17 protein-coding genes are annotated in these 23041 nt (G+C 74.7%); 11 read left to right on the plus strand and 6 right to left on the minus strand.

Annotated elements, in window-relative coordinates:
- The first annotated feature begins 63 nt into the window (after positions 1 to 63).
- Both ABT295_RS11435 and ABT295_RS11440 read left to right on the plus strand, forming a co-directional pair.
- Positions 64 to 1320, plus strand: coding sequence for a hypothetical protein (locus ABT295_RS11435; RefSeq protein WP_352394472.1), 1257 nt, complete (start codon positions 64 to 66; stop codon positions 1318 to 1320).
- Between the two features lie 40 nt (positions 1321 to 1360).
- The gene (locus ABT295_RS11440) at positions 1361 to 2257 is read left to right on the plus strand and encodes a carbohydrate kinase family protein (protein WP_352394473.1); all 897 of its coding nucleotides are present in this window, start codon (positions 1361 to 1363) and stop codon (positions 2255 to 2257) included.
- Positions 2258 to 2286: 29 nt separating this feature from the next.
- On the opposite strand, the gene ABT295_RS11445 is transcribed toward ABT295_RS11440, so the two are convergent.
- Entirely contained in the window at positions 2287 to 2700 is a 414-nt protein-coding gene (locus ABT295_RS11445) for a VOC family protein (RefSeq protein WP_352394474.1), read from the minus strand.
- Between the two features lie 89 nt (positions 2701 to 2789).
- Positions 2790 to 3659, minus strand: coding sequence for an Fpg/Nei family DNA glycosylase (locus ABT295_RS11450; protein ID WP_352394475.1), 870 nt, complete (start codon positions 3657 to 3659; stop codon positions 2790 to 2792).
- Positions 3660 to 3741: 82 nt separating this feature from the next.
- Here ABT295_RS11450 and ABT295_RS11455 point away from each other — a divergent pair, with 82 nt between their 5' ends.
- Positions 3742 to 6825: a glycosyltransferase gene (locus ABT295_RS11455; RefSeq protein WP_352394476.1), complete on the plus strand. Its 3084-nt coding sequence runs from the start codon at positions 3742 to 3744 to the stop codon at positions 6823 to 6825.
- Here the strand turns inward: ABT295_RS11455 and ABT295_RS11460 are convergent.
- Both ABT295_RS11460 and ABT295_RS11465 read right to left on the minus strand, forming a co-directional pair.
- Positions 6739 to 7938 (minus strand): glycosyltransferase family protein, encoded by a 1200-nt coding sequence (locus ABT295_RS11460; protein WP_352394477.1) that lies wholly within the window; start codon positions 7936 to 7938, stop codon positions 6739 to 6741. The genes ABT295_RS11455 and ABT295_RS11460 overlap by 87 nt on opposite strands.
- 12 nt (positions 7939 to 7950) lie before the next feature.
- Entirely contained in the window at positions 7951 to 9831 is a 1881-nt protein-coding gene (locus ABT295_RS11465) for a glycosyltransferase family protein (RefSeq protein WP_352394478.1), read from the minus strand.
- A gap of 229 nt (positions 9832 to 10060) precedes the next feature.
- Here ABT295_RS11465 and ABT295_RS11470 point away from each other — a divergent pair, with 229 nt between their 5' ends.
- The 8 genes from ABT295_RS11470 (at position 10061) to ABT295_RS11505 (ending at position 17382) form a co-directional block, all read left to right on the plus strand.
- Positions 10061 to 11764 (plus strand): glycosyltransferase family 4 protein, encoded by a 1704-nt coding sequence (locus tag ABT295_RS11470; RefSeq protein WP_352394479.1) that lies wholly within the window; start codon positions 10061 to 10063, stop codon positions 11762 to 11764.
- Positions 11761 to 12693: an ABC transporter permease gene (locus tag ABT295_RS11475; RefSeq protein ID WP_352394480.1), complete on the plus strand. Its 933-nt coding sequence runs from the start codon at positions 11761 to 11763 to the stop codon at positions 12691 to 12693. Before ABT295_RS11470 ends, ABT295_RS11475 begins: the two co-directional genes overlap by 4 nt.
- Positions 12680 to 13471: an ABC transporter ATP-binding protein gene (locus tag ABT295_RS11480; protein ID WP_352394481.1), complete on the plus strand. Its 792-nt coding sequence runs from the start codon at positions 12680 to 12682 to the stop codon at positions 13469 to 13471. The genes ABT295_RS11475 and ABT295_RS11480 overlap by 14 nt, the downstream gene beginning before the upstream one ends.
- The gene (locus ABT295_RS11485) at positions 13471 to 14649 is read left to right on the plus strand and encodes a glycosyltransferase (protein WP_352394482.1); all 1179 of its coding nucleotides are present in this window, start codon (positions 13471 to 13473) and stop codon (positions 14647 to 14649) included. Before ABT295_RS11480 ends, ABT295_RS11485 begins: the two co-directional genes overlap by 1 nt.
- Positions 14646 to 15944, plus strand: a complete 1299-nt coding sequence (locus ABT295_RS11490; RefSeq protein ID WP_352394483.1) for a nucleotide sugar dehydrogenase — start codon at positions 14646 to 14648, stop codon at positions 15942 to 15944. Before ABT295_RS11485 ends, ABT295_RS11490 begins: the two co-directional genes overlap by 4 nt.
- Before the next feature lie 192 nt (positions 15945 to 16136).
- The gene (locus ABT295_RS11495; RefSeq protein WP_352394484.1) at positions 16137 to 16400 is read left to right on the plus strand and encodes a hypothetical protein; all 264 of its coding nucleotides are present in this window, start codon (positions 16137 to 16139) and stop codon (positions 16398 to 16400) included.
- A 159-nt stretch (positions 16401 to 16559) separates the two neighbouring features.
- Entirely contained in the window at positions 16560 to 16760 is a 201-nt protein-coding gene (locus ABT295_RS11500; protein ID WP_352394485.1) for a hypothetical protein, read from the plus strand.
- 124 nt (positions 16761 to 16884) lie between these two features.
- Entirely contained in the window at positions 16885 to 17382 is a 498-nt protein-coding gene (locus ABT295_RS11505) for a S24/S26 family peptidase (RefSeq protein WP_352394486.1), read from the plus strand.
- On the opposite strand, the gene ABT295_RS11510 is transcribed toward ABT295_RS11505, so the two are convergent.
- A complete protein-coding gene (locus ABT295_RS11510) occupies positions 17337 to 18110 on the minus strand; it encodes an isocitrate lyase/PEP mutase family protein (protein ID WP_352394487.1) in 774 nt (257 codons plus the stop codon). The genes ABT295_RS11505 and ABT295_RS11510 overlap by 46 nt on opposite strands.
- Positions 18111 to 18142: 32 nt before the next feature.
- Positions 18143 to 22981, minus strand: a complete 4839-nt coding sequence (locus ABT295_RS11515; protein WP_352394488.1) for an ATP-dependent helicase — start codon at positions 22979 to 22981, stop codon at positions 18143 to 18145.
- Between the last annotated feature and the right edge of the window lie 60 nt (positions 22982 to 23041).

The following is a 23041-nucleotide window of genomic DNA, read 5'->3' on the forward strand; positions in this document are numbered from 1 at the left end:
CACGGCGCGGGCCGAGGTTCGACAGGAAGCCCGGATCGGCCGATCCGTTCCTACACTGGCGAGATGACGAGGCGGCGACCCGCACTCCCAGCACACCGCGCGCCCTCCGGTGCGCGCGCGCTCGTCGTCGCCCTCGCCGTCGCGGCGCTCGCGGTGCTCACGGCCTGCGGCAGCCCGAACCCGACCGCCCAGGCGCGGCTCGAGGCGCACGACACGGGCCACGTCGCCACGCACGGGCCCACCTCGCCGGCCCACTCCACCGCACCCGCCGCGCCCACCACGACCGCCGTTCCCGTCGCGCCCGCCGCACTGCGCCGCGGCGAGTCGATGCGCACCGTGACGACCCGCGCCGCCTACACCCCCAAGGCGCCGACGACCGGCACCGACGACTACCACTGCTTCGTGCTCGACCCGGCCGTCACCCGCGACGCCTTCGTCACCGGCTTCGACATCGTGCCCGGTCGACCCGCCGAGGTGCACCACGTGATCCTCTTCCGGGTGCCGGCCGCCGACGCGGCCCGCGCCCGCGCCAAGGACGCGGAGAGCGGCGGCACCGGCTGGACCTGCTTCGGCGGGGCCGGCCTCGGCGCGGGAGGGGGCCTCGACGACGCGCCGTGGGTCGGGGCGTGGGCACCGGGCGGCCGCGAGAACGTGCTGCCCGCCGACGTCGGCATCCCGGTGGAGAAGGGCTCGCTGCTCGTCATGCAGGTGCACTACAACCTGCGGCACGGCGTCGCGCCCGACCGCACGTCGGTGCGGCTGCGGCTCTCGTCCTCGGCGGGGCTGGCGCCGCTCGAGACGATGCTCTACCCCGCGCCCGTCGAGCTGCCCTGCCGTCCGGGCCGCACCGGCCCGCTCTGCGACCGCGGGGCGGCGGTCGCGGACGTCTCGCAGCGCTTCGGGCCGATGTCGTCGCGCATCGTCAACGGCCTGCTGCTCGTCTGCGACGGCACCCTCATCCCGGCTCCCGGGCCCACCCAGTCGTGCACGCGCCGGGTCGAGCAGGCCGCGACGATCCGGGCCGCGGCCGGCCACATGCACCTGCTCGGCTCCTCGTTGCGCATCGAGCTCGACCCCGGCACGGCGCGCGCCCGCACGCTGCTCGACATCCCTGTCTGGAACTTCGACGACCAGGGCGCCGTTCCCGTCCCGGCCACCCGCATCCGGCCCGGCGACACGATCCGGGTGACGTGCACGCACGACCAGTCCTGGCGCGACCGGCTGCCCGACCTGCAGGGCCTCCCCGAGCGCTACGTCGTGTGGGGCGAGGGCACGACCGACGAGATGTGCCTCGGGCTGCTCAGCGTGACGCGGCCCTGACCGCCGGACGGGGCCGGCGCCGGTGGGGCACACTGGCGCCGTGGGAACTGACGTCCTCGTCGTCGGCGGCGCCGGCGTCGACACCATCGTGCGCGTCGCCGCACTGCCCGTGCCCCTCGCCGACTCGCACGTCGTGCCTCCCATCGAGCTCGTGGTGGGTCACACCGGCAGCGGGGTCGCCCTCGGGTGCCACCGTCTCGGGCTCGCCGTGCGCTTCGTCGACGTCATCGGCGACGACCACGAGGGCCGGCTGCTCCTCGACCGGTTCACGGCCGAGGGGCTCTCCTTCGACCACGTCGTGCACGAGAGCGGCACGCGCCGCGCCGTGAACCTCGTCGACGAGGCGGGCACCCGGATGTCGTTCTACGACCCGCGCCACCCCTACGACCTCGCACCCGACCCCGGCCTGTGGCGCGGGGTCCTCGCCGAGGGCACCCGGCACGTCCACGCGTCGATCATGCCGTGGACGGTGGTCGCCCTGGAGGACGCGAGGGCCGCCGGTGCCACGACCTCGACCGACCTGCACGACTGGGACGGCCGCAACCCGCACCACGTGCCCTTCGCCCGCGCCGCCGACCTCGTCTTCGTCTCCGGCTCGCGGCTGCAGGGCACGGAGGACGAGGTCGTCGCCGACGTGCTCGACCGGGGGCGGGCCCGCCTCGTCGTCGTCATGGACGGCGCCCGGGGCAGCCGCGTCACGGTGCGCGACGGCGGCTCCTTCGCCGTGCGCGCCGTCGAGCTCGACGACCGGCCCGTCGTGGACTCGAACGGCGCGGGCGACGCCTACGTGTCGGCGTTCCTGCACGCGTGGCTCGCCGGGGCCGACGCCCGGGAGGCCGCACGGGCGGGCAGCGTCGCGGGCGCGTGGGCGTGCGGCACCGCCGGAACGCACACGGGCCTCATCGACCGCGACGAGCTCGCCCGCCAACTCGGCTGACGGCTCGGCTGCCTTCCGCCGGCTCGCCGTCAGCTCGCGGAGCCTGCGATGTTGACGAGCCAGCCGATGCCGAACCGGTCGGTCAGCATGCCGAACTCGTCGCCCCACACCTGCTTCTCGAGCGGCGTGGTGACGGTGCCGCCCTCGGCGAGTCGCTCGAAGTAGCCGACGAGGACGTCGCGCTCGTCGCCGGTCAGGCTGACCGTCATGTTGGTGCCGCGCTCGAACGGGGGCGCTCCCTCCGGGGTGTCGGCGGCCATCAGGGTGAAGCCGCTCGGGGTCTCGAGCTGCGCGTGCATCACCCGGTCGGCCGCGGGACCGCCGGCGCCGAACTCACCGAACGTCGACACGGCGAGGTCGCCGCCGAAGACCGACCGGTAGAACTCCATCGCCGCTCGGGCGGTGTCCTCGAAGCCGAGGTAGGGGTTGAGACGAGTGACCATGGCCGTGCTCCTTCCGAGGTGGGTCGAACAGCACCCACGGTAGGACGGGGCGCCGACAGCGGTCCCGCGCTTCGGCGAGGCGGTGCCGGTCAGTAGGAACGCCGCGTGCGTGCGGCCCCGCGGTTCGAGCCGAGCGGCGCCTGCGGGCGACCGTCGTCGGTCGGGCCGAGGCCACCCTGGCAGCGGGGGCAGTAGAACATCGTGCGCTCCTGCGGCGCCCGGCCGATCATCGCGACGCGCACCGTCTCGCCGCAGCGCCGGCACGGACGGCCGCTCCGGGCGTGCACGTAGTGCGCCTCGTCGAGCCGGGTGCTGCCCGTGCTCGTCTGCACGGCGTTGCGGCGGCCGTTGTCGATGAGCCGGTGCGCGCGGGCCACGACCCGCTCCACCGTCTCCCGGCCCGCCTCGTCGGCGGGCGTCCACGGGGGCACGCGCTCGAGGAAGAGGGTCTCGGCGCACCACATGGTGCCGACGCCGGCGAGGTTGCGCTGGTCGAGCAGGGCCTCCCCGATCGGGGCGTGGCTGCGCGCGACGTTCTCGACCGCTCGCGCGGCGTCCCAGTCAGGGCCGAGCACGTCGGGGCCCAGGTGCCCGACGAGGTCACCCTCCCGAGCGGTGGGCACGAGGTCGAGCATGCCGAGGCGCAGCCCCAGCGCGGTCCAGTCGGGCCCGGCGACGAGGGCGCGCAGCTGCGGGTTGCGCCGCCAGCGCGTCGGCAGTCCGGGCGTCGCCTCGACGCGCCACTGGCCCTCCATGCGCAGGTGCGAGTGCAGCGTGAGCCCACCCTCCACCCGGTGGAGCACGTGCTTGCCGCGGCTCACCACCTCCAGGGTCGTGCGGCCGGTGAGGTCGGCCGTCGCGATCTCGGGCCACCGCAGGTCGGACTCGACGATCTCGCGGCCCGCCAGGGCCTGGTGCAGTCGTGACGCCGTGCGCCAGACGGTGTCTCCCTCGGGCACGCCACCTCCTGATCACCGGTCGTTCACCCCCGCGGTCGCGGGTGCGTCCAGCCTATTCATCCCGCGCCACTACGTTCGCCGGGTGCGTGAGCTCTCCGTGGTCGTCGTCGTCGGCTCGCGCAGCGACGTGGGTCCGTGCCTCGCGACCCTCGCCGCGCAGACCCTGCCGACGGACCGCTTCGAGGTCGTCGTCGTGCGCCACCGCACCGGGGACGCTGCCCCGCCCCTCGACTCGCCGTCCCCCACCGGCCTCGAGGTCGTGACGGCCCCGGCCGCGGCCGGGTCGCGGGCCGCCGCCCGCGCGGCGGGCGTGCAGCTGGCGCGGGCGCCCTGGGTCACCTTCGTCGACGCCGGTGACGCCGTCTCACCCGACCTCCTCGAGCTGCTCCACGACGCCCGTCACCCCGACCGCGTGGCCGTCGCCGGGCCCCTCCCCACGAACGTGCCCGCCGGCGTGGCCGCGGACGTGCCCACCGACCGCTCGGCCACCGCGCCGGCCGACGGCATGCTCGTCGCGCCCGAGTGCGTGCCCCACCTGCTCCGGGGGCGCGGCGGGCGGCTCTACCCGGCGGCCTGGCTCGTCGGCGAGCCGCTCTCGACCGATCCCGAGCACGCCTCCGACGCCGTGCTCCACGGCCGCCTGCTGAGCCGCTTCGAGCGCCGCTTCACCCTGCTCGACCTGCGCCCGGCCGCGCGGGGCGCCCGCTACGACGCCGACCCCACGGCTCCCCCGGAGCCGGCCGACCACGTCGCGGCCCTCGTGGCGCTGACGCAGGGCACGCAGGCCCACCCTGCCGACCGGAGCGCCCTGACCGACGCCCTCGTGGCCGCCGAGCTCGCCGACCTGAGGGCGCTCGCGGCCACCCCTGGTGTCCACCCCGCGGACGTCGACCGGATGCTCCACGACGCCGGGGTGCTCGGCCTCGCCGGCCTGGACGGCCTCACCGGGCCGGCCGGCCCGACCGGCGACGGCTCACCCGCACCGGGCACCCCCGTCGACGGCCACGCCCTCTTCTTCACCCCGCCCCCGGGCCCCCGCTCCGTCGTCGTCGTCGCGGGCAACGCCGCCGCGGTCAACGAGCAGGACCGGATGCTGGGGCTCCTCGCGCGCAGCGGCTACGGCATCCGGGTGCTGCACTACCGCGGTCGGCTCACCAAGGGGCTCCGCCGGCTCCCCGAGACGCACCGCGTGGAGGTGCTGCCGAGGTCGGTCGCGCGGGTCGAGGCGGCCGTCGGCCCCACGGCGGCCCGCAGCCGGCGGCTGGCGCTGCGCGCCGTGCAGGAGTCGCTGCGCGTCGGGCGTCGCGTCCTGCCGGAGGTGGTGCCCGCCCCGCTGGCCGCGCCGGCATACGGGCGGGTCGACACGCGCGCGGCGACGTTGCTCGACGGGCCGGGCACGCACGTCGTGCTCGACCGTGCGGGGCGCACCCTGCTGCGCACGTGGGGCGACGACCGCCCGACGGCCGGCCCGACCGAGCTCGCCGCCCTGACCCTGCGCGTCGCCGCCAGCTCGCTGCGGGGTGCGCGCCCCGACGCCCACGCCGCCCGGCGCGCCTCCCGGCTGCTCCGCGCCGACGCCGACCACGCCCGGACCCTCGTCGACCCCGAGCTCTGGACGATGGTCGCCTACCGCCTCCAGCGCGCGGGCCGGCTCGAGGCGTCCGCGCAGCTGCTCGTCGACCGGGAGGCGGTCTTCGGGCCCGCGGCCACGCCCCGCTCGCCGGGCGTGGACGCGCTGCAGGCCCTGCTCACCGGCAGCGACGCCGGCGCCGTCGACGTCGTGGGCGCCGCGCGCTCCACCCTCCGCGCGGCCGACGAGGCCCTCGCCGCCGGCGACCTCGACCGCGCGGCCTTCGAGACGACCGTCGCGCTCGACCTGCTCTTCGCCCGACGGCTGCACACCGCCGAGACCCGATCGCCCCTCGTCAGCGAACCCGACGCGTTCCTCGATCCCCTGCGCGAGAGTGAGATCGGCCGCCTGCTCGGCCGCTCGACGCCGCCACCGCCGTCGCGGGTCACGACTGCCGCCGCACCGGTCGAGCGCGGGCGGCGGCCGCGGGTGACCGTCCTCCCCGGCGCCTACCCGAAGTTCGCCGGCGTGGTGGTCGCCGAGCTCGAGGGCCACGCCGACGTCGAGGTGCTCGACCTCTCGGCACGCGAGAAGCGCTTCAACAACACCGGAGTCGACCCGGCGACCGTGCGCGAGCGACTGCTCGCAGCGGCCGGCCACCCCCCGCCCGTCGACCTGTCCACGGCGGAGGCCCTCGGCGCCGACGTCGTCTTCGTCGACTGGGCCGACAAGGGGCTCACGTGGGTGACGCAGGTCGTGCCGTCCGGCACGCGCGTCGTCGTCCGGCTGCACGGCGTCGACACCCTGAGCGCCTGGCTGCACACCGCGCAGTGGGAGAAGGTCGACGACGTGATCTTCCCGAGCGACCACCTCCGGCGGGCGGCCGTCGCCACCCTCGGTGGCCGCCTCGAGGGCGTGCGCCAGCACGTCGTCGCGAACCCGGTCGACGTGGGTCGCTACGTGCTGCCCAAGGTGCCGTCGGCCCGCACCACCCTCGGGCTGGTCGGCTGGGCCCAGCAGGTCAAGGACCCGCTCTGGGCGCTCGAGGTGCTCGCCGTCCTGCGCCGGCACGACCCGGTGTGGCGGCTGCGCCTCGTCGGCGCCGACTTCGCCGTCGGCGAGCGCAACCCCGTCGAGCGCGAGGCCGCCCGCGCCTTCCGCGAGCGGATGGCCGACCCCCTGGTCGCCGACGGCGTCGACTTCGTCGGCTACACCACGCGCCTGCCCGAGCACCTCCGCGAGGTCGGCTGGGCCCTCAGCGCGAGCCGCCGCGAGGGCTTCCACGTCGGTCTCGTCGAGATGGCCGCCAGCGGAGCCGTGCCGGTGGTGCGCGACTGGCCGGTGTATGCCGGCATCGGCGGCGCCGCGACCCTCTTCCCCCCGGACTGGGTGACGACCACCCCGGGTGACGCCGCGGAGCGCATCCTGCAGATCCACGGGTCCGGCACGTGGGAGGACGCGAGCGCGCGCACCGTCGACACGGTGCGGGCGCGCTTCAGCGGGACGGACTCAGGCGAGCGTCTTCGACGGATCGTGCTGGAGAGCGCTGATCCGACGGAGCACCTGCACCGCGGCGCTGACGTGCTCGACGGGTGACCGGAAGTCGAGGGGCTGCGCGTCGAGGGCGCTGCCCTCCTCCACGACACCCCACACCGGGGTGCCGCTGCCGCGGTAGTCGCTCCACTTCGACGGCAGGAACGGGTTGCGCCCACCGGGCGGGCTCACCGCGTCGTTGACGAGGAGGCAGTCCATGCGCCGGGCCAGCCCGAGGAACTCGAGGTAACCGACGAACGGGGCGACACGCACGGCGTCGGCGAGGCCGCGGGCGACGACGACGGCGTGCAGCTCCTCCGGCTTGGACGTGAAGACGTGCAGCACGACCCGGCGCCGCACGTCGTCGGGCAGCAGGGCGAGGGCGTCGAGCACGCCGGTCACCCCGCGGTTGGCGTAGAAGTTGCCGAAGTAGCCGATGTGCCGCCGGCCCGGCTCGAGGCGGACGCCCGAGGTCCGGGCCGCGTAGAGCTCCGCGGGCGGCGTCGGGTGCGGGGAGACGACGGCGACGCGCTCGACGCGCGCCGCCAGCTCCGCGTCGTGACAGCCCTCCAGCATCGCGTCACGCTGGTGCGCGTTGGTGAACATCACCGAGTCGGCCAGCGCGAACGCCGCGACCTCGCACCACTCGAAGGCGTTGAGCGACATGGGAGGCCGGAAGCCCGCGGCCTCCACCGCCGACCGCAGCCGCGCGAGGCTCCGGTCGTCGTGGGCGGGCGCCTCGCGCACCCGTCCCAGCACGTCGTGCGAGAGGGGGTCGGAGAACTCGGCGTCCCAGACGATCCCCGGCCTCGCGGTCTTGACGGCGGCCGCGAGGAAGTGCGAGGCGGCGAACTGCGCTCTGCTGTAGAGCGACTCGTACTCCCCCTGCAGCTCCTCCCAGCGCAGGAACGTCTGGAGCCCCAGCTGCTGGTAGTCGACGATCGACGGCCAGGAGCTGAAGGCCGTGCGGGACGGCACCGCCGCGTGCCGGCGCACGAGGCCGCCGCAGAGCCGGACGAGGTCGGGGTCCTGGTGCCGGATGGCGTCCATGGCGTTGCAGATGACGTCGACGGCCTCGCCCCGCGCGTGCACGCGCTTGGCCGCGACGACGGCCGCCGTGTCGCTGTAGGGCGGGAAGCAGTAGGACGCGACGAGGCGTCGGGCCGGGGCTGACATGGTGGATCCCCCTCAGACGGTGACGTGCTCGGTCGGATCGCCGTGGAAGGCGAGCACCCCGCGCCGGGCGAGCAGCTCGACGTCGGAGATGGGCCAGGTGTGGCCGTCCGGCGTGGAGGCCCGCACCGAGACGAAGTTGAAGCGGTCGGCGGAGTAGACGCGGCCGCCCTCGGCCCGCACGGCGTCGAGGAAGGTCGTGTCGACCCGGCGTGGCAGGTCGGCGAAGCGCACGCGCCTCGCGAGGTCGCGCTCGAGCAGCAGGGTGCCGCCCTGCACGAGGTCGACGTAGCGGTGCTCGGCGTCGGGGAAGCGCAGCAGGGTGGCCCCCGTCGCGGTGAGGTGGGCGTAGTGCGCCCACTTGCCGACGACCGCCGCCTCCGTGTAGTCGAAGGCCCGGACGAGGTCGGCCAGGTAGTTCGGGGCGTAGACGTTGTCGTCGTCCATCTTCGCGACGTAGCGGCCCGACGCGGCCGCGACCCCGGCGTTCAGGCACGCCCCGAGCGTCTCGCTCGAGGGGCGGGGCACGACGACCAGCCGCGCGGGGTCGAGACCGGAGTCCTCGGCCCGACGTCGCACCTCGTCGGCCGCCGGCTCGAAGCCGTGCGTCACGAGGACGAGCTCGACGTCGGCGTGCGCCTGGGCCCCCGTGAAGTCGAGCACGTGCCCGACCTGACCGGGGCGCATCGTGGGCACGACGACCGAGATCGACCGGTCCCGCGGCTGCGTCGGGATGCCGACCGCCGTGAGCACCGTGTCGACCCTGTGGCCGTAGGTGTGCGCGTCGAGCACCCTCCGGTGCGCCCGCAGCCCGAGCCGGTCACGGTAGTCCTCGTGCTGCAGCAGCGCCCGCAGCTCGCGCTCGGTCTCCGCCGCGTCTCGCGTGACGCGCACCGTGTCGCCGAAGAACGGCTCGATCGCGGCCGCAGGCCCCGAGAGCACGGGGGTCTGGGCGGCCGACAGCTCGAAGAGCCGTCGCGCGCACATCGTCGGCGACTCCGTCACCGAGTTGACGTTGAGGAAGACCTTGTACGCCGTGTAGGTGCCGAGCAGCCGACGGTAGGGCAGGCTCCCGACGAGCGCGCCGGCATACCGCCTCGGGAACTGGTAGCGGGCGTCGCGCCCGGCCAGGCGCGAGAACACCTCGAGCCCCAGGGGCAGAGCGGGCTCGAGCACGAACTCCACCTGCCGGCGACGCTCGTCGTGCTTGTCGGCGAAGTAGCTTCCGGCGAAGGCGACCTCGCGCGTGCGCCCCGCCCCGTGCCGCACCGGTGTGTGGATGCGCGGCTGGGCACCGAACGGCAGCAGGGCGATCCGGTCGTGACCGAGGTCGCGGCGGTAGTCGGGGATGCGCCCGGCGTCGACGGTGAAGACGTGGTCGAAGAGGCGCGCGGTCTCGAGGAAGAGCGCGTAGTTCGGCGGGTCCTCCTTGTTCCAGAAGACCGTCGGCACCCCGTCGGCGCGACAGCGGTCGACGAGGTCGCGCAGCTGGTGCGACGGGCCGTCGTCACCGGTCATGGCGAGGCGCCAGGCGCCGTCGTTGCCGTTCCAGGCCGACTCGACGAAGAGGAGGTCGACGGGCGTGGCTGCCAGCTCGTCGCGCCAGCCGGTGGGCGTGACCGCGAGCTGGTTCCACTCGTAGCCGAGCGCGAGGCGAGAGAAGTCGTCGAGCACGACGGCCGCGGTGACCCCGGGCCGTGCGACCGGCCCCTCGGGGACCTCGGCCGGCGGCACGTCGACGCGCAGTCGTGCCGACCGCACCCGGGGCAGGCGCCGGTGCAGCTCGGCGCGGACCTTGCGAGGCAGGGCGCTGCGCGCCTGCGGGTCGCGCGCGGCCCGGGTCGCCGCGAGCCGCGCCCGGTCGAGGTCGGAGACCAGTCGCTGCCGGGTGTTCACAAACTTCTCTCTCTGTTCGACTTCTGTTCCGCCTCAGCGGGTTCGCCGTTCGGGGGGCACCTGAAACGTTCGGTGCGTGACCTCCCGACTCGGCGCCAGTGTGGCACTCGCGCTCGGCGCCCTCGGACCCCGACGTGCAACGGGAAGCCGAACACTTGGTGACGTCCCGACCACGGCCGCCCTGCTCGTCGCGAACCTCCCCGTCGCGGCGTGCGTGGCCCGTGCGCACGTGACGCGCAACCCGTGGCAGGCCGCCTGGGTCGGCACCCGGGCGCTGCCGGTCGGGGTGCGTCGCACGGTGAGCGACCGATCCCGCGGACCCCTCGGCGTCGTCGCGGCCGCCGCGGCGGGGCAGGGCGACCTCGCACGCCGACGGCTCGGCGACGAGCTGCGCGGCGCGGGTCCCCGACGCACGCAGCACCTGCTCGCCGCCGCGGCCGCGACCGGCCAGTGGACGCGCCTCGCCGCCTCGCCCGGCTCGCCCGTGCCGGCGTCCGTGCCGGTGCGCGGGTCGGCCGCCGCCTACCTCGCCCACGCAGCAGGCGACGTCGGGGCGGCGGAGCGCGCGCTCGAGGGCGCTCGCAGCCCGGCGGCCCGGGCGCACCGGCGCTGGCTCGCCGGCGAGCGCGCCGTGCTGACCGGGGCAGCGCTCGACGTGCTGCGCCCCGACCGCCCCGACCGCCCGGCGCCCCCGCCGACGTCCACGACGTCCAGCCACACCCTCGCCGTCGTGCACGTCGTGACGAACGCGCTGCCTGAGGTGCAGGCGGGCTACACGGTGCGCACCCAGGGCATCGTGGCCGCGCAGCGGGCGGCGGGCACGAACGCGCACGTGTGCACCCCGCCCGGGTTCCCTGTCACCGCAGGGCATCTCGGGGCCCCCGGCTTCACCAGCCTCGCGGGGGTGCCCTACCACCGCGACCTGCGACGAGGCCGCCGGCTCGACCGCCCGGACGCGCTCCTCGCGGCGTATGCCGAGACCGTGGCCGCGCTCGGACGCGCCGTCGGCGCGGACGTCCTCCACGCCCACTCGAAGCACCTCAACGCACAGGCCGCCCTGCTCGCCGGCCGCCGTCTCGGGGTGCCGGTGGTCTACGAGGCGCGCGGCTTCCTCGAGGACACGTGGCGCAGCCGCGGGGGCGACCCGGGGTCGGACTTCTACCGCTGGACGCGGTCGACCGAGACGCGCTGCCTCGGCCTCGCCGACGCGGTCGTCACCCTCTCGCAGGGCATGCGGGACGCGATCGTCGACCGCGGGGTCTCCCCCGCCGCCGTGCACGTCGTCGGCAACGCGGTGCCGGACGCGCACCTCACCGACCCGACCGACCGGGCGGCCGTGCGGGCCGCGCTCGACGTGCGGCCCGACGACGTCGTCGTCGGCACCGTGTCGACCCTCAACGACTACGAGGGCGTCGACGTGCTCGTCGAGGCGGGAGGGCTGCTCGACGACGCACGACTCGTCGTCCTCGTCGTCGGTGACGGCCCGGCCCGCGGGCGCCTCGCCCGGCAGGCGAGGGAGCTGCGGCGCGCGGGCAACCGCACGCGCTTCGTGCTGACGGGGGCGGTGCCGCACGAGCGCAGCCGCGACCACCACGCGGCCATCGACGTCTTCTGCGTGGCCCGCCGCCGCACGGCCGTGACCGCCGTCGTGCCCCCGCTCAAGCCCGTGGAGGCCATGGGGCTGGGACGCCCCGTCGTCGCGAGCGACCTGCCGCCGCTGCGCGAGCTGGTCACCGCCGACCGGGGACTCGTCGTGCCGAGCGACGACGCCGGCGCCCTCGCCGAGGCGCTGCGCGGGCTCGCCGCCGACCCCGACCGGCGCGCCCGTCTGGGGGCGAGCGGCCGCGACCACGTCGCGCGGGAACGCACGTGGTCGACGGCGGCCACGGCATACGCAAGGATCTACGAGCAGGTGCGGACGGCGACGACATGAGCAACGGGACCACCGACACGACGACCCGGCCCGACGCCCCGGTGGACGGCACGCCGCCGCCCCTCGCCCCACCGCTGACGGCCGCGCAGGCCGAGGCCCTCGCGCGGCGCGCCGGGCTCGAGGAGCTCGGCGTGCGACCGGGACTCGGCGGTCACCTGCGCGAGATCTGGAGCTACCGGCACCTCGTCTGGCACCTCTCGACGGCGCAGGCCTGGGCGGCGAACGCCAACAACCACCTCGGCCAGCTGTGGGCGGTCATCAACCCGCTGCTGCTCGTGGGGTCGTACTACCTGATCTTCGGGCTGCTGCTCAAGACCCGCGGGGGCACCGAGAACTACATCGCGTTCCTCACCATCGGGATCTTCGTCTTCGGCTACTCCTCGAGCGCGATCATCGCGGGCTCGCGCGCCGTCGTCGGGCAGATCGGCCTCGTGCGCGCGCTGCGCTTCCCCCGCGCCGTGCTGCCGATCTCAGTGACGCTGACGCAGCTGCTCGTGACGATGCCGGCGTTCGCCGTGCTGCTCGTCCTCATCCCGCTGACCGGCGAGCCGTTCTCGTTCCACTGGCTGCTCTTCCCGGTCTCGCTGCTGCTGCAGACGCTCATCAACCTCGGGCTCGCCTTCTTCCTGGCGCGCGTCGTCAACGCGGCCCGCGACGCCGCCAACCTCGTGCCCGTCGGCGTCCGGCTCGCCCGCTACGTCTCAGGGGTCTTCTTCAGCATCCCGCACTACGCCGGGCACGGGCTCGTCAGCGCGCTGCTGCTCTACCAGCCGCTCGCCGTCAGCATGACGACCGCCCGCGAGGCGCTCATGGACCAGTACGCCCTCACCTGGGGCAGCTGGGTCGCGGCCGGCCTCTGGGGCGTCGGCCTCTGCACGGCCGGGCTCGTCTTCTTCTGGCGTGGGGAGGGTCGCTATGGGAGCAGCTGACGCGATGACCCCGGGCACCCCCAGCGTGGTCTGCTCGGGACTCGACATCGTCTACTCCGTCTTCGGCGCGAAGCAGAAGGGCACCGACACCGGCGGCGAGTTGCCGCTCGTCGAGCGCCTGCTCACGAGACGCAACCCGGTCAGCACGGTGCGCAAGGTGCACGCCGTCAAGGACGTCTCGTTCGTCGTGAACCACGGCGAGGCCGTCGGCATCATCGGGCGCAACGGCTCGGGCAAGAGCACCCTGCTGCGGGCCGTCGCCGGGCTCATCCCGCCGACGAACGGCCGGGTGTGGGCGGCCGGGCGGCCGTCGCTGCTCGGCGTCAACGCCGTGCTGCTGACGGGTCTCACGGGCGCCAGGAACGTCATGATCGGCGGCCTCGCGCTGGGGCTGAGCCCGCGCCAGGTGCGCGAGCGCTACGACGACATCGTCGAGTTCTCCGGCATCGGCGACTTCGTCGACCTGCCGATGAGCGCCTACTCCTCGGGCATGGGCGCGCGCCTGCGCTTCGCCATCTCGACCGCCGCCGCCCCCGACATCCTCATGATCGACGAGGCGCTCGCCACGGGCGACGCGGAGTTCCAGGCCCGCAGCCGCGACCGCATGGCCGAGATCCGCCGCGGCGCGAGCACCCTCTTCCTCGTCAGCCACAGCAACGCCGCGATCCGGGAGTCGTGCGAGCGGGTGCTGTGGATGGACCGCGGCCGCCTCGTCATGGACGGGCCCACCGACGAGGTCGTGCGCGCCTACGAGCAGTCCCACCGGAAGGCCCACTGATGATCCCCTACCGCGTGCTCGTCGTCACCGTCGTGCACCACCCCGAGGACGCCCGCATCCGCGCGCGCCAGATCGGGGCACTCCTCGAGGCCGGGGTGCGGGTCACGTATGCCGCCCCCTTCGTCGCGCACGGGCTCGACCTTCCGGACGTGGCGGGGCTGCACGCGGTCGACCTGCCGCACGCCGCCGGGCGGTCGCGCACCGAGGCCTTCCGGGCCGCCCGGCGGCTGCTGGCGCGCGAGGCCCACCGCCACGACGTGACGCTCGTGCACGACCCGGAGCTCGTCGCCGCCGTGGCCGGGCTGCGCCTGACGAACCTCGTCTGGGACGTGCACGAGGACACCGCCGCCGCGATCGAGGCCAAGCCCTGGGTGCCGGACCGGGCCCGCCGCCCGCTGGCGCTCGCCGCCCGAGCCGTCGAGCGGCACGCCGAGCGGCACCACGACGTCATCCTCGCCGAGCACGCGTACGCCGAGCGCTTCGAGCGGGAGCACGTCGTCGTGCCCAACACCGTCCGGGTGCCGTCGGATCCGCCGCCGCCCGGCTCGTCGCGGGCCGTCTACCTCGGCTCGCTGACGATGGCCCGGGGCGCCTCCACCCTGCTGCAGGCCGGGCGCCTGCTCACGGTGGCCACGCGGGGTGAGGTGAAGGTCGAGATCATCGGCTCGGCGCGCGACGCCCGCACGGCCGACACCCTGAGCTGGGGCGTCAAGTGCGGCCACGTGCGCCACCACGGCTTCGTGCCCAGCGCCCGGGCGCTGCCGATGCTCGACGGCGCGCTCGCCGGGCTCTCGCTGCTCGAGGACCGGCCCAACTACCGCCACTCGATGCCGACGAAGGTGCTCGAGTACATGGCGCACGGGCTGCCGGTCGTCACGACGCCGCTGCCCCTGGCCGCCGACCTCGTCGAACGGGCCGGCTGCGGCGTCGTCGTCCCCTTCGACGACGCGGAGGCCACCGCCGCCGCGCTCGTGGAGCTCGCCCGTGATCCGGAGCGGCGCGTCGCCCTCGGCCGGGCCGGGCACGCCTACGCCCGGCGGCACTACGACTGGAACGTCATCGGCCGGGACTTCGTGCAGCACGTCACGCAGCTCGCCCGCCGGCGGCGCGAGCACGAGCACGCCGCGCACGGGTCGGGCGCGGCCGACCGCCGCGGGCTCGCCTACGAGGGCTCGTGAGCGAGGCGTCGCCGGCCGGGTGCCGGCACGACGCCGTCGTCGTTGGCCTCGGCTACGTCGGCCTGCCCCTCGCGCAGGCCGCCGTGCGGGCCGGCCTCGACGTGGTCGGGCTGGACACGAGCGAGCCTGTGGTCACAGCCCTTTCCGAGGGCCGGTCGCACGTCGACGACCTCACCGACGACGACGTGGCGGCGATGCTCTCCGCCGGCTTCTCGGCGACGACCGACCCGGCGTGCCTCGGCCACGCCGACGTCGTCGTCGTCTGCGTGCCCACCCCGCTCGGCCGCGACGGCGCACCCGACCTCACGTCGGTGCTGCACGCGGTCGGCGCCGTGGCCGACCGGCTGCGCCCCGGCACCGTCGTCGTGCTCGAGTCGACGACCTACCCCGGCACGACCGACGAGGTCGTGCGCCCGCTCCTCGAGGCGGGAGGCCTCCGCGCCGGGGTCGACTTCCACCTCGCCTTCTCGCCGGAGCGCGTCGATCCCGGCAACCCCGTGCACGGGATCGCCAACACCCCCAAGGTGGTCGGCGGGTACACCCCGGGCTGCACCCGGGCCGCGTGCGCGTTCTACGGCCGCTTCGTCGAGACCGTCGTGCCGACGAGCGGGACGCGGGAGGCGGAGACGGCCAAGCTGCTCGAGAACACCTACCGCCACATCAACATCGCGCTCGTCAACGAGATGGCCCGCTTCTGCCACGACCTCGGGATCGACCTGTGGGACGTCATCGCGGCCGCGCGCACGAAACCCTTCGGCTTCCAGGCGTTCTACCCCGGGCCCGGCGTCGGCGGCCACTGCATCCCGATCGACCCGAACTACCTGTCGCACAACGTGCGCACCCGGCTCGGCTATCCCTTCCGCTTCGTCGAGCTCGCCCAGGAGATCAACGCCTCGATGCCGGCCTACGTCGTGCGCCGCGCCCAGGACGCGCTCAACGAGGACGCCGCGGCACTGCGCGGCGCGCGGGTGCTCCTGCTCGGCATCACCTACAAGGCCGACATCGCCGACCAGCGGGAGTCGCCCGCCGTCCCCGTCGCCCGCCGCCTGCTCGAGCAGGGCGCGTGCGTCTCGTTCCACGACCCGCTCGTCGGGTGGTGGAGCGAGCTGGAGGTCGAGCTCGGCGACGCCGCCGCGTCGGTGGTCGACCTCAGGCGCGCCGTCGAGGCGGCCGACCTCGTCGTCCTTCTGCAGCACCACCGGTCGTATGCCGTCGACGACCTCGCCGCCCGGTCGCGCCGCTTCCTCGACACCCGGGGCGTCGTCACACCGGGTGAGCGCTCAGAACGCCTCTGAGCAGCCCTCGGCAGCGGTGCGCGCAAGGATTGTGCGCATCCGAAAAACGCCATGGTGGAAATTGGCGTTAAAAACCTCCACCCCCGGAAATCACCGTGCTCGGTTCGCCCGGTCGCACGGGGGAAACGCGCGACATCCGCGTCGAAGAATCGCGCGGACAGGGGTTTTACCAAGGGGATGGGGATTCATTTCATGCTGCTCAAGAACAACCGCCGTGCTCGCGTCGCCGTCGGAGCGGGATCGCTCGTGCTCGTCGCCGCGGGGCTCGTCGGTTCGGTGGGCGGGTCGCTCGCCTACTTCACCGACAGCCAGGCGGGTTCGCTGTCCGGCTCCGTCGGCTCGATCAAGGGCCAGACGAACACGAACACGCTGGCCTTCACCAACCTGCTCCCGGGCGAGGTCCTGACGGTCGACGCCACGGTGACGAACACCGGCCTCAACAACCAGGACGTCTAGGTCGTCTTCGACAACGCGGACGCCCTCCACCAGCTCAACACCCTCGGCACGTACGGCGAGTTCCACATCGCCGCAAACGGATCCGCGAGGTTCGACTCGGCCAACCTCAACGACCGCAGCTCCACGTGCGGCGACTTCGCCCCCGACGGATGCTGGCCGGTGCCGCAGGAGGTCGAGCTCGCGAGCAACGTGGCCCCGACTGGCACCGTGACGTACTCCTTCGGCTTCGGCTACGCCAGCAAGCTCCAGGGCCAGACGCCCCAGGGCGGCGGCGCGTGGAACGCCAACCCGCAGGGCAACCCGACGGCGAGCGGCCTTCCGTACAAGATCGTCGAGACGCAGGTCGGCCAGCAGCCGTGACCCGAGGGTCCGGCCGGGGGCCGTAGCGGCAGCACCAGCGTTTCGCCGCACCCCCGGCCGGTCCCTTTCGGGATCAGGCCATAAAGGAAGAAAAAGGACAAACGGAAATCACCGGGAAATGCGCATGAAGAAAGCGTTCGCCTTTCTCACGGCGGGCCTGCTGCTCGCGCTGGCGACCGGCGTGGGAATGCTGCTGGCCGGCCACCTCGGATACCAGGCCTTCGTCATCCGCACCGGCTCGATGAAGCCGACGATCCCGCCCCAGAGCCTCGTCGTCGTCGAGAAGGGCCGCTACGAGGTCGGCCAGGTCGTCTCGTTCGTCAAGGACGGGATGGTCGTCTCGCACCGCCTCGTCGCGCGCCATGCGGACGGCAGCTTCACGACGAAGGGCGATGCCAACGCCGTCGCCGACACGAGCCCGGTGCATCCGGCGCAGATCGTCGGTGGCGTCGTGTCGCACGTCGACCGTCTCGGGTTCTGGGTCGTCTGGCTGCGCAACCCGCTGACGCTGCTCAGCCTGGCCCTGCTGGGAGTCTTCCTCTGGGCCGTCGTCCCGCTGCTCTTCGGCGACCCGGATCAGTTGAGCTTGCGGGTGCCCTCGGGCAGCCCGCCGCCGGCGTAGACGTCCTCCGCGAGCGAGGCCAGGGCGGTGAGGGCCACGTTCTGGCTCCACGGCCCGTAGGACACCCGCGCGACACCGAGGCGCTGCAGCGTCGCGAGCTCGAGCGAGCCCGGCACGCCGATGACGGTGACCTTCTGCGGCCCGAGCTCCTCCACGAGCCGGGCGACCGTGGGCTCGTCGAGCAGACCCGGGACGAAGAAGGTCGAGGCTCCGGCCTCGAGGTAGGCGCGGCCCCGCTCGACCGCGTCGGCCAGGACATCGTCGGGATCGCGGTCGCCGGCCTTGACGTAGGCGTCGGTGCGCGCGTTGAGCACGAACGGGATGCCGGCCCGCTCGCCGGCCGCGACCGCTGCCTCGACCGCCCGCACGGCGTCGGGCAGGGGCTTCATCTGGTCCTCGAGGTTGGCGCCGACGATGCCGACGTCGATGGCGCGGGCCACCGTCTCGCCGGCGTCGCCGTAACCGGCCTCGAGGTCGGCCGTGACGGGCAGGTCGACGGCGGCGGCGATGCGCCCGACGGCCTCGATCATGAGGTCGCGCGGGATCTGCTCGCCGTCGGGGTAGCCGTGGGCCGCCGCGATCGAGTGGCTCGCCGTCGCGAGCGCCTTCGTGCCCGGGGTGTCGGCGACGACCCGTGCCGTGATGACGTCCCACACGTTGACGACGAGCAGCAGTTCGGGGTCGCGATGCAGTCGCTGGAGCTCCTGGGCCCTGGCTGCGGTGTCCATCTCGGTTCCTCTCGTCCGTGCGGGGATGACGGCTAGCGTCGCAGACGCAGTCCGCGAGGGGTCATGTGGAAGCCTGCGTTCGACAGGGCCTGCACGAGCGGGTGGTCGGAGCCGAGCACCGAGGCGCCGTCGGCCTTCTCGACGGTGAGGCGCCCGAGCGCCCCCTCGCGCACCGCCAGCGCCAGCGCGTCGGCCGCGGCCTGCAGGTGTTCCGGGTCGTCGGACCAGCAGAGCATCGTCTTGCCGCCCCGCTCGACGTAGAGCACGAGCTCACCGTCGACGACGACGACGAGGGCGCCGGCCTTGCGGCCGGGCTGGTGCCCCTTGCGCCGTGAGGTCCTGGGCGCGCTGCCGTCGGCCGCAGGCTCCTCCTCGTCGGCGGCGTCGGTCAGCCCCCGCTCGGGCCAGCCGATGGCGGCGCCGTAGGGGTTGGCGGGGTCGCTCGCGGCGAGCACGAGCGCCGGCGGACCGGTGCGGTCCCGACCGGGCTCGGCGTCCTTCGGGCCGGACCCGGAACCCGAGCCGGGCAGCCGGGACATCGACCGGAGCCGGTCGACGGCACCCGTCGAGGCGAACTGCGAGGCACCGAGGCCCTCGACGAAGTAGCCGCGACGCACCTTGCCGGCCTCCTCGGCCGCGGCGAGCACCCGGTAGACGGCGGCGAACCCACCGGGCACGTCCTCGGTGACGACCGAGCCGCGCGTCAGCACGCCGTAGCGGTCGAGCAGCAGCTCGGCGTTGGTGACCGCCCGCACCGTCGGGTCGGTCTCCGCGGGAGGCAGCGCCGTCCAGCGCCCCACGCCGGTGGACGGCCCGGACCCCGAGGCCCGGCCGGCTGCGAGCGCCTTGCCCGTCGCCGCCTCCTCGGCCGCCTCCACCTGAGCCGGGCTCGCGCCGGCGAGCGGGCCCCGCAGCGAACCGAAGCGACCGAGCGACCCGCGCCGGCCGGCATACCGGCTCGCCCGGGGGCCGGAGGTGGTGCGCTTGTGCGCGGTGCGGCCGCCGGCCAGCAGGGCTCGCAGCGGCGCGATCGTGTCGTTGGTGACGCGCCCCGACCACAGCAGCGACCACAGGGCGTCGTTGAGCTCGGCGTCGCCGAGCCCCACCCGCGTCGCCAGTGCCCGGAAGAAGTACGCGCCGCCGCCCTCGAGCGCGGCGAGCACGGCCTGCTCGTCGTCGGTGAGGTCGACGACCTCCGGTGGCGTCAACGTCAGGTGCGCGGCGTCGGCGAGGTGCAGGCTGACCCAGCCGTCGTCGCCCGGCAGCGAACCGTGGCCGCGCCAGACGACCTCGCCGGAGCTCATCACCTCGTCGAGCAGGGCGGGGCGGTAGTCGGCGACCCGGGCCGGGAGCACGAGCGACTCGAGCGCGCTGGCCGGCACCTCGGCGCCGGTCAGCTGCTCGACGGCCCGCAGCAGGCCCTCACGACCGCGCAGCCCGCCGCCGACGCCCTGCCACTGCGGCAGGAAGCGCGCGAGGTCGGCCTGGTCGACCGGCTCGACCTCGTGCCGCAGGGCGGCGAGCGAGCGCCGCCGCAGCAGGCGCAGCACCTCGGCGTCGCAGAACTCCGGGCCGTGGCCCCCGCCGTTCTCGGTGGGCAGCAGCTCGCCCTCGACGACCCGCCCGGCCGAGACGAGGCGGCGCAGCGCGTCGTGCACGACGGCAGGGCCCAGACCCCACCAGGCGGCGACGGTCTGCACGGCGAACGGCCCGTGGGTGCGGGCGAAGCGGGCCACGAGGTCGGCGAGGGGGTCGGGCACCGGTTCGAGGAAGGCCTGCGGCACGCCGACCGGCAGGGCCGTGCCGAGCGCGTCGCGCAGTCGGGCGGCGTCCTCGATCGCGGCCCAGCGGTGCTCGCCCCCGACCCGCACCGCGATGACGCGGCGGGCCGCCTCGAGCGCGGCGAGGGCGGCCTCGACCGCGCCCGGCTCGAAGCCCTCGGCCGCGCGGGCGACCACGTCACCCAGCGACAGCGGACCCAGCACCCGGAGCAGGTCGGCGACGTCCTCCGCGTCGCGCGCCCCGCGTTCGGGCGTCAGCCGCTGCAGCTCGGCCTCGGTGCGGGCCACCGCCTCCGGGTCGAGCAGGTCGCGCAGGGCGAGCGCCTCGCCCTGGCCGAGCAGCTCGGACAGGAGCGAGGGGTCGAGCGCGAGCGCGGCGGCCCGCCGTTCGGCGAGCGGCGAGTCGCCCTCGTAGAGGTACTGGGCGACGTAGCCGAAGACGAGCGACTTCGCGAAGGGACTCGGCTGGTGCGACTCGACGTCGACGACCTTGACCGCGCGCGAGCGGATGTCGCCCATGAGCGCGACGAGACCCGGCACGTCGAAGACGTCCTGGACGCACTCGCGCACGGCCTCGAGCACGATGGGGAAGCTCGGGTACTGGCTCGCGACCTCGAGCAGCTGCGCGGCCCGCTGCCGCTGCTGCCAGAGCGGCTGGCGGCGGTCGGGCCGGCGCCGGGGCAGCAGCAGCGCACGAGCCGCGCACTCCCTGAACCGCGCTGCGAACAGGGCAGATCCGCCGATCTCCTGCGTGACGAGCGCGCTGACCTCCTCGGGCTCGAGGGTGACGAGCTCGACGAGCTGCTGGCCGACGGCCGCGCCGTCGTCGAACTCGAGGTCGGGCAGCCGGAAGACGATGCCGTCGTCGCCGTGCATGGCCTGCACGTCGATGCCGAACCGCTCGCGCATGCGGGCGGCCACGCAGAGCGCCCACGGCGCGTGCACCTGCCCACCGAAGGGCGAGAGCACGGCGACGCGCCAGTCGCCGATCTCGTCGCGGAAGCGCTCGACGACGATGGTGCGGTCGTCCGGGACGTGCCGCGTCGCCTCCTTCTGCTCCGTGAGGTAGGCGATGAGGTTGTCGGCGGCCCACTCGTCGAGTCCGGCCGCGGTGACGCGCGCGCGGGCCCGCTCGGGCGTGAGCCCGACGATCTCGCGGACGAAGCCGCCGAGGGCCCGGCCGAGCTCGGCCGGGCGGCCCTGCTGGTCGCCCTTCCAGAACGGCAGCTTGCCGGCCTGCCCCGGGGCGGGTGTGACGAGGACCCGGTCGTGCGTGATGTCCTCGATGCGCCACGTCGACGTGCCGAGCGTGAAGACGTCGCCGACGCGCGACTCGTAGACCATCTCCTCGTCGAGCTCGCCGACCCGGCGACCGGGCCCCTCACCGGAGGCGAGGAACACGGCATACAGGCCGCGGTCGGGGATGGTGCCGCCGCTCGTCACCGCGAGGCGCTGGGCGCCGCGGCGGCCGGAGAGCGTGTCGGTGACGCGGTCCCAGACGATGCGGGGGCGCAGCTCGGCGAACTCGTCGGACGGGTAGCGGCCCGCCAGCATGTCGAGGGTGGCCTCGAGCACCGACCGCGGCAGCGAGGCGAAGCTCGCCGACCGGTGCGCGAGGGCCTCGACGTCGGCGACCGACCAGTCGTCCATGGCGCACATCGCCACGATCTGCTGGGCGAGCACGTCGACGGGGTTCGCGGGGATGCGCAGCGACTCGATGGCGCCCGCACGCATGCGCTCGACGACGACGGCGGTCTGCACGAGGTCGCCGCGGAACTTCGGGAAGAGCACGCCCTGGCTGACGGCGCCCACCTGGTGGCCGGCGCGGCCCACGCGCTGCAGACCGCTCGCGACCGACGGGGGGCTCTCGACCTGGATGACGAGGTCGACGGCGCCCATGTCGATGCCGAGCTCGAGGCTGCTCGTCGCGACGACGGCCGGGAGGCGACCGGCCTTGAGGTCCTCCTCGATCGTTGCGCGGTGCTCCTTGCTCACCGAGCCGTGGTGCGCGCGCGCGAGCACCCCGGGCGCCCCGCGCGACGACCCGGCCTGGGCCATCACCTGCGCCGGCGGCTGCGTCGAGAGCGCGGCCATCACCGGCGACGGCAGCCCCTCCTGCTCGGCCAGCCGCTCCTCCCAGATCTCGTTGAGCCGCGAGGTGAGGCGCTCGGCCAGGCGGCGGGAGTTGGCGAAGACGAGGGTGGAGCGGTGGTCGGCGATGAGGTCGACGATGCGCTCCTCGACGTGCGGCCAGATGCTCGCCTGCGGGGCGTTGCCGGCGGCCGGGCCGGAGAGGTCCGGCACACCGGGCGAGATCTCGGCCGGCGCGCTGCCGAGCTCGCCCATGTCGGGCACCGGCACGACGACCTCGAGGTCCCACTGCTTCGTCGACTCCGGCTGCACGATCTCGACGGGCCGCCCGCCTGCGAGGTAGCGGGCCACCTCCTCGACCGGGCGCACCGTGGCCGACAGGCCGACGCGCTGGGCGGGCTTGGGCAGGATCGCGTCGAGCCGCTCGAGGCTGAGGGCGAGGTGCGCCCCGCGCTTCGTGCCGGCCACGGCGTGCACCTCGTCGATGATGACCGTCTCGACGCCCTTGAGCGCCTCGCGCACCGACGAGGTGAGCATGAGGAAGAGCGACTCGGGCGTCGTGATGAGGATGTCGGTGGGCGTCCGCGCGAAGGCACGCCGCTCGTTGGCCGGGGTGTCGCCGGAGCGCACGCTGACGCTGATCTCTGGCTGGGGGAGCTCGAGGCGGGCCGCGGCGTGGCCGATGCCGACGAGCGGGGCGCGCAGGTTGCGCTCGACGTCGACGGCGAGCGCCTTCATCGGCGAGATGTAGAGCACCCGGCAGCGCTCGAGCCGCTCCTCGGGCACCGGCTCGCGCGCCATGCGGTCGACGGCCCAGAGGAAGGCCGAGAGCGTCTTGCCCGAGCCGGTGGGGGCGACGACGACGCAGTGGTGGCCCGAGCTGATGGCGTCCCAGGCGCCGGCCTGGGCGGTCGTGGGCGCGCTGAAGCTGCTCCGGAACCACTCCGCCGTCGCCGGTGAGAAGCGGTCGAGCACGTCGGCCTTCCTACCCTTTGCCATCGGGGGCCAGCCTGCCATCCCCCACCGACACGGCAAGGGGCGCTCGCCCGCGGGATCCCG

The organism is Terrabacter sp. NPDC000476 (assembly GCF_040300125.1).
In the GTDB taxonomy this organism is placed as follows: domain Bacteria; phylum Actinomycetota; class Actinomycetes; order Actinomycetales; family Dermatophilaceae; genus Terrabacter.

Coding starts and splice junctions, on each gene's coding strand:
- ABT295_RS11475 (WP_352394480.1), top strand. CDS start 11,761: ATGAGCAACGGGACCACCGACACGACGACCCGGCCCGACGCCCCGGTG.
- ABT295_RS11485 (WP_352394482.1), top strand. CDS start 13,471: ATGATCCCCTACCGCGTGCTCGTCGTCACCGTCGTGCACCACCCCGAG.
- ABT295_RS11445 (WP_352394474.1), bottom strand. CDS start 2,700: ATGGTCACTCGTCTCAACCCCTACCTCGGCTTCGAGGACACCGCCCGA.
- ABT295_RS11460 (WP_352394477.1), bottom strand. CDS start 7,938: ATGTCAGCCCCGGCCCGACGCCTCGTCGCGTCCTACTGCTTCCCGCCC.
- ABT295_RS11495 (WP_352394484.1), top strand. CDS start 16,137: ATGCTGCTCAAGAACAACCGCCGTGCTCGCGTCGCCGTCGGAGCGGGA.
- ABT295_RS11515 (WP_352394488.1), bottom strand. CDS start 22,981: ATGGCAAAGGGTAGGAAGGCCGACGTGCTCGACCGCTTCTCACCGGCG.
- ABT295_RS11435 (WP_352394472.1), top strand. CDS start 64: ATGACGAGGCGGCGACCCGCACTCCCAGCACACCGCGCGCCCTCCGGT.
- ABT295_RS11480 (WP_352394481.1), top strand. CDS start 12,680: ATGGGAGCAGCTGACGCGATGACCCCGGGCACCCCCAGCGTGGTCTGC.
- ABT295_RS11510 (WP_352394487.1), bottom strand. CDS start 18,110: ATGGACACCGCAGCCAGGGCCCAGGAGCTCCAGCGACTGCATCGCGAC.
- ABT295_RS11505 (WP_352394486.1), top strand. CDS start 16,885: ATGAAGAAAGCGTTCGCCTTTCTCACGGCGGGCCTGCTGCTCGCGCTG.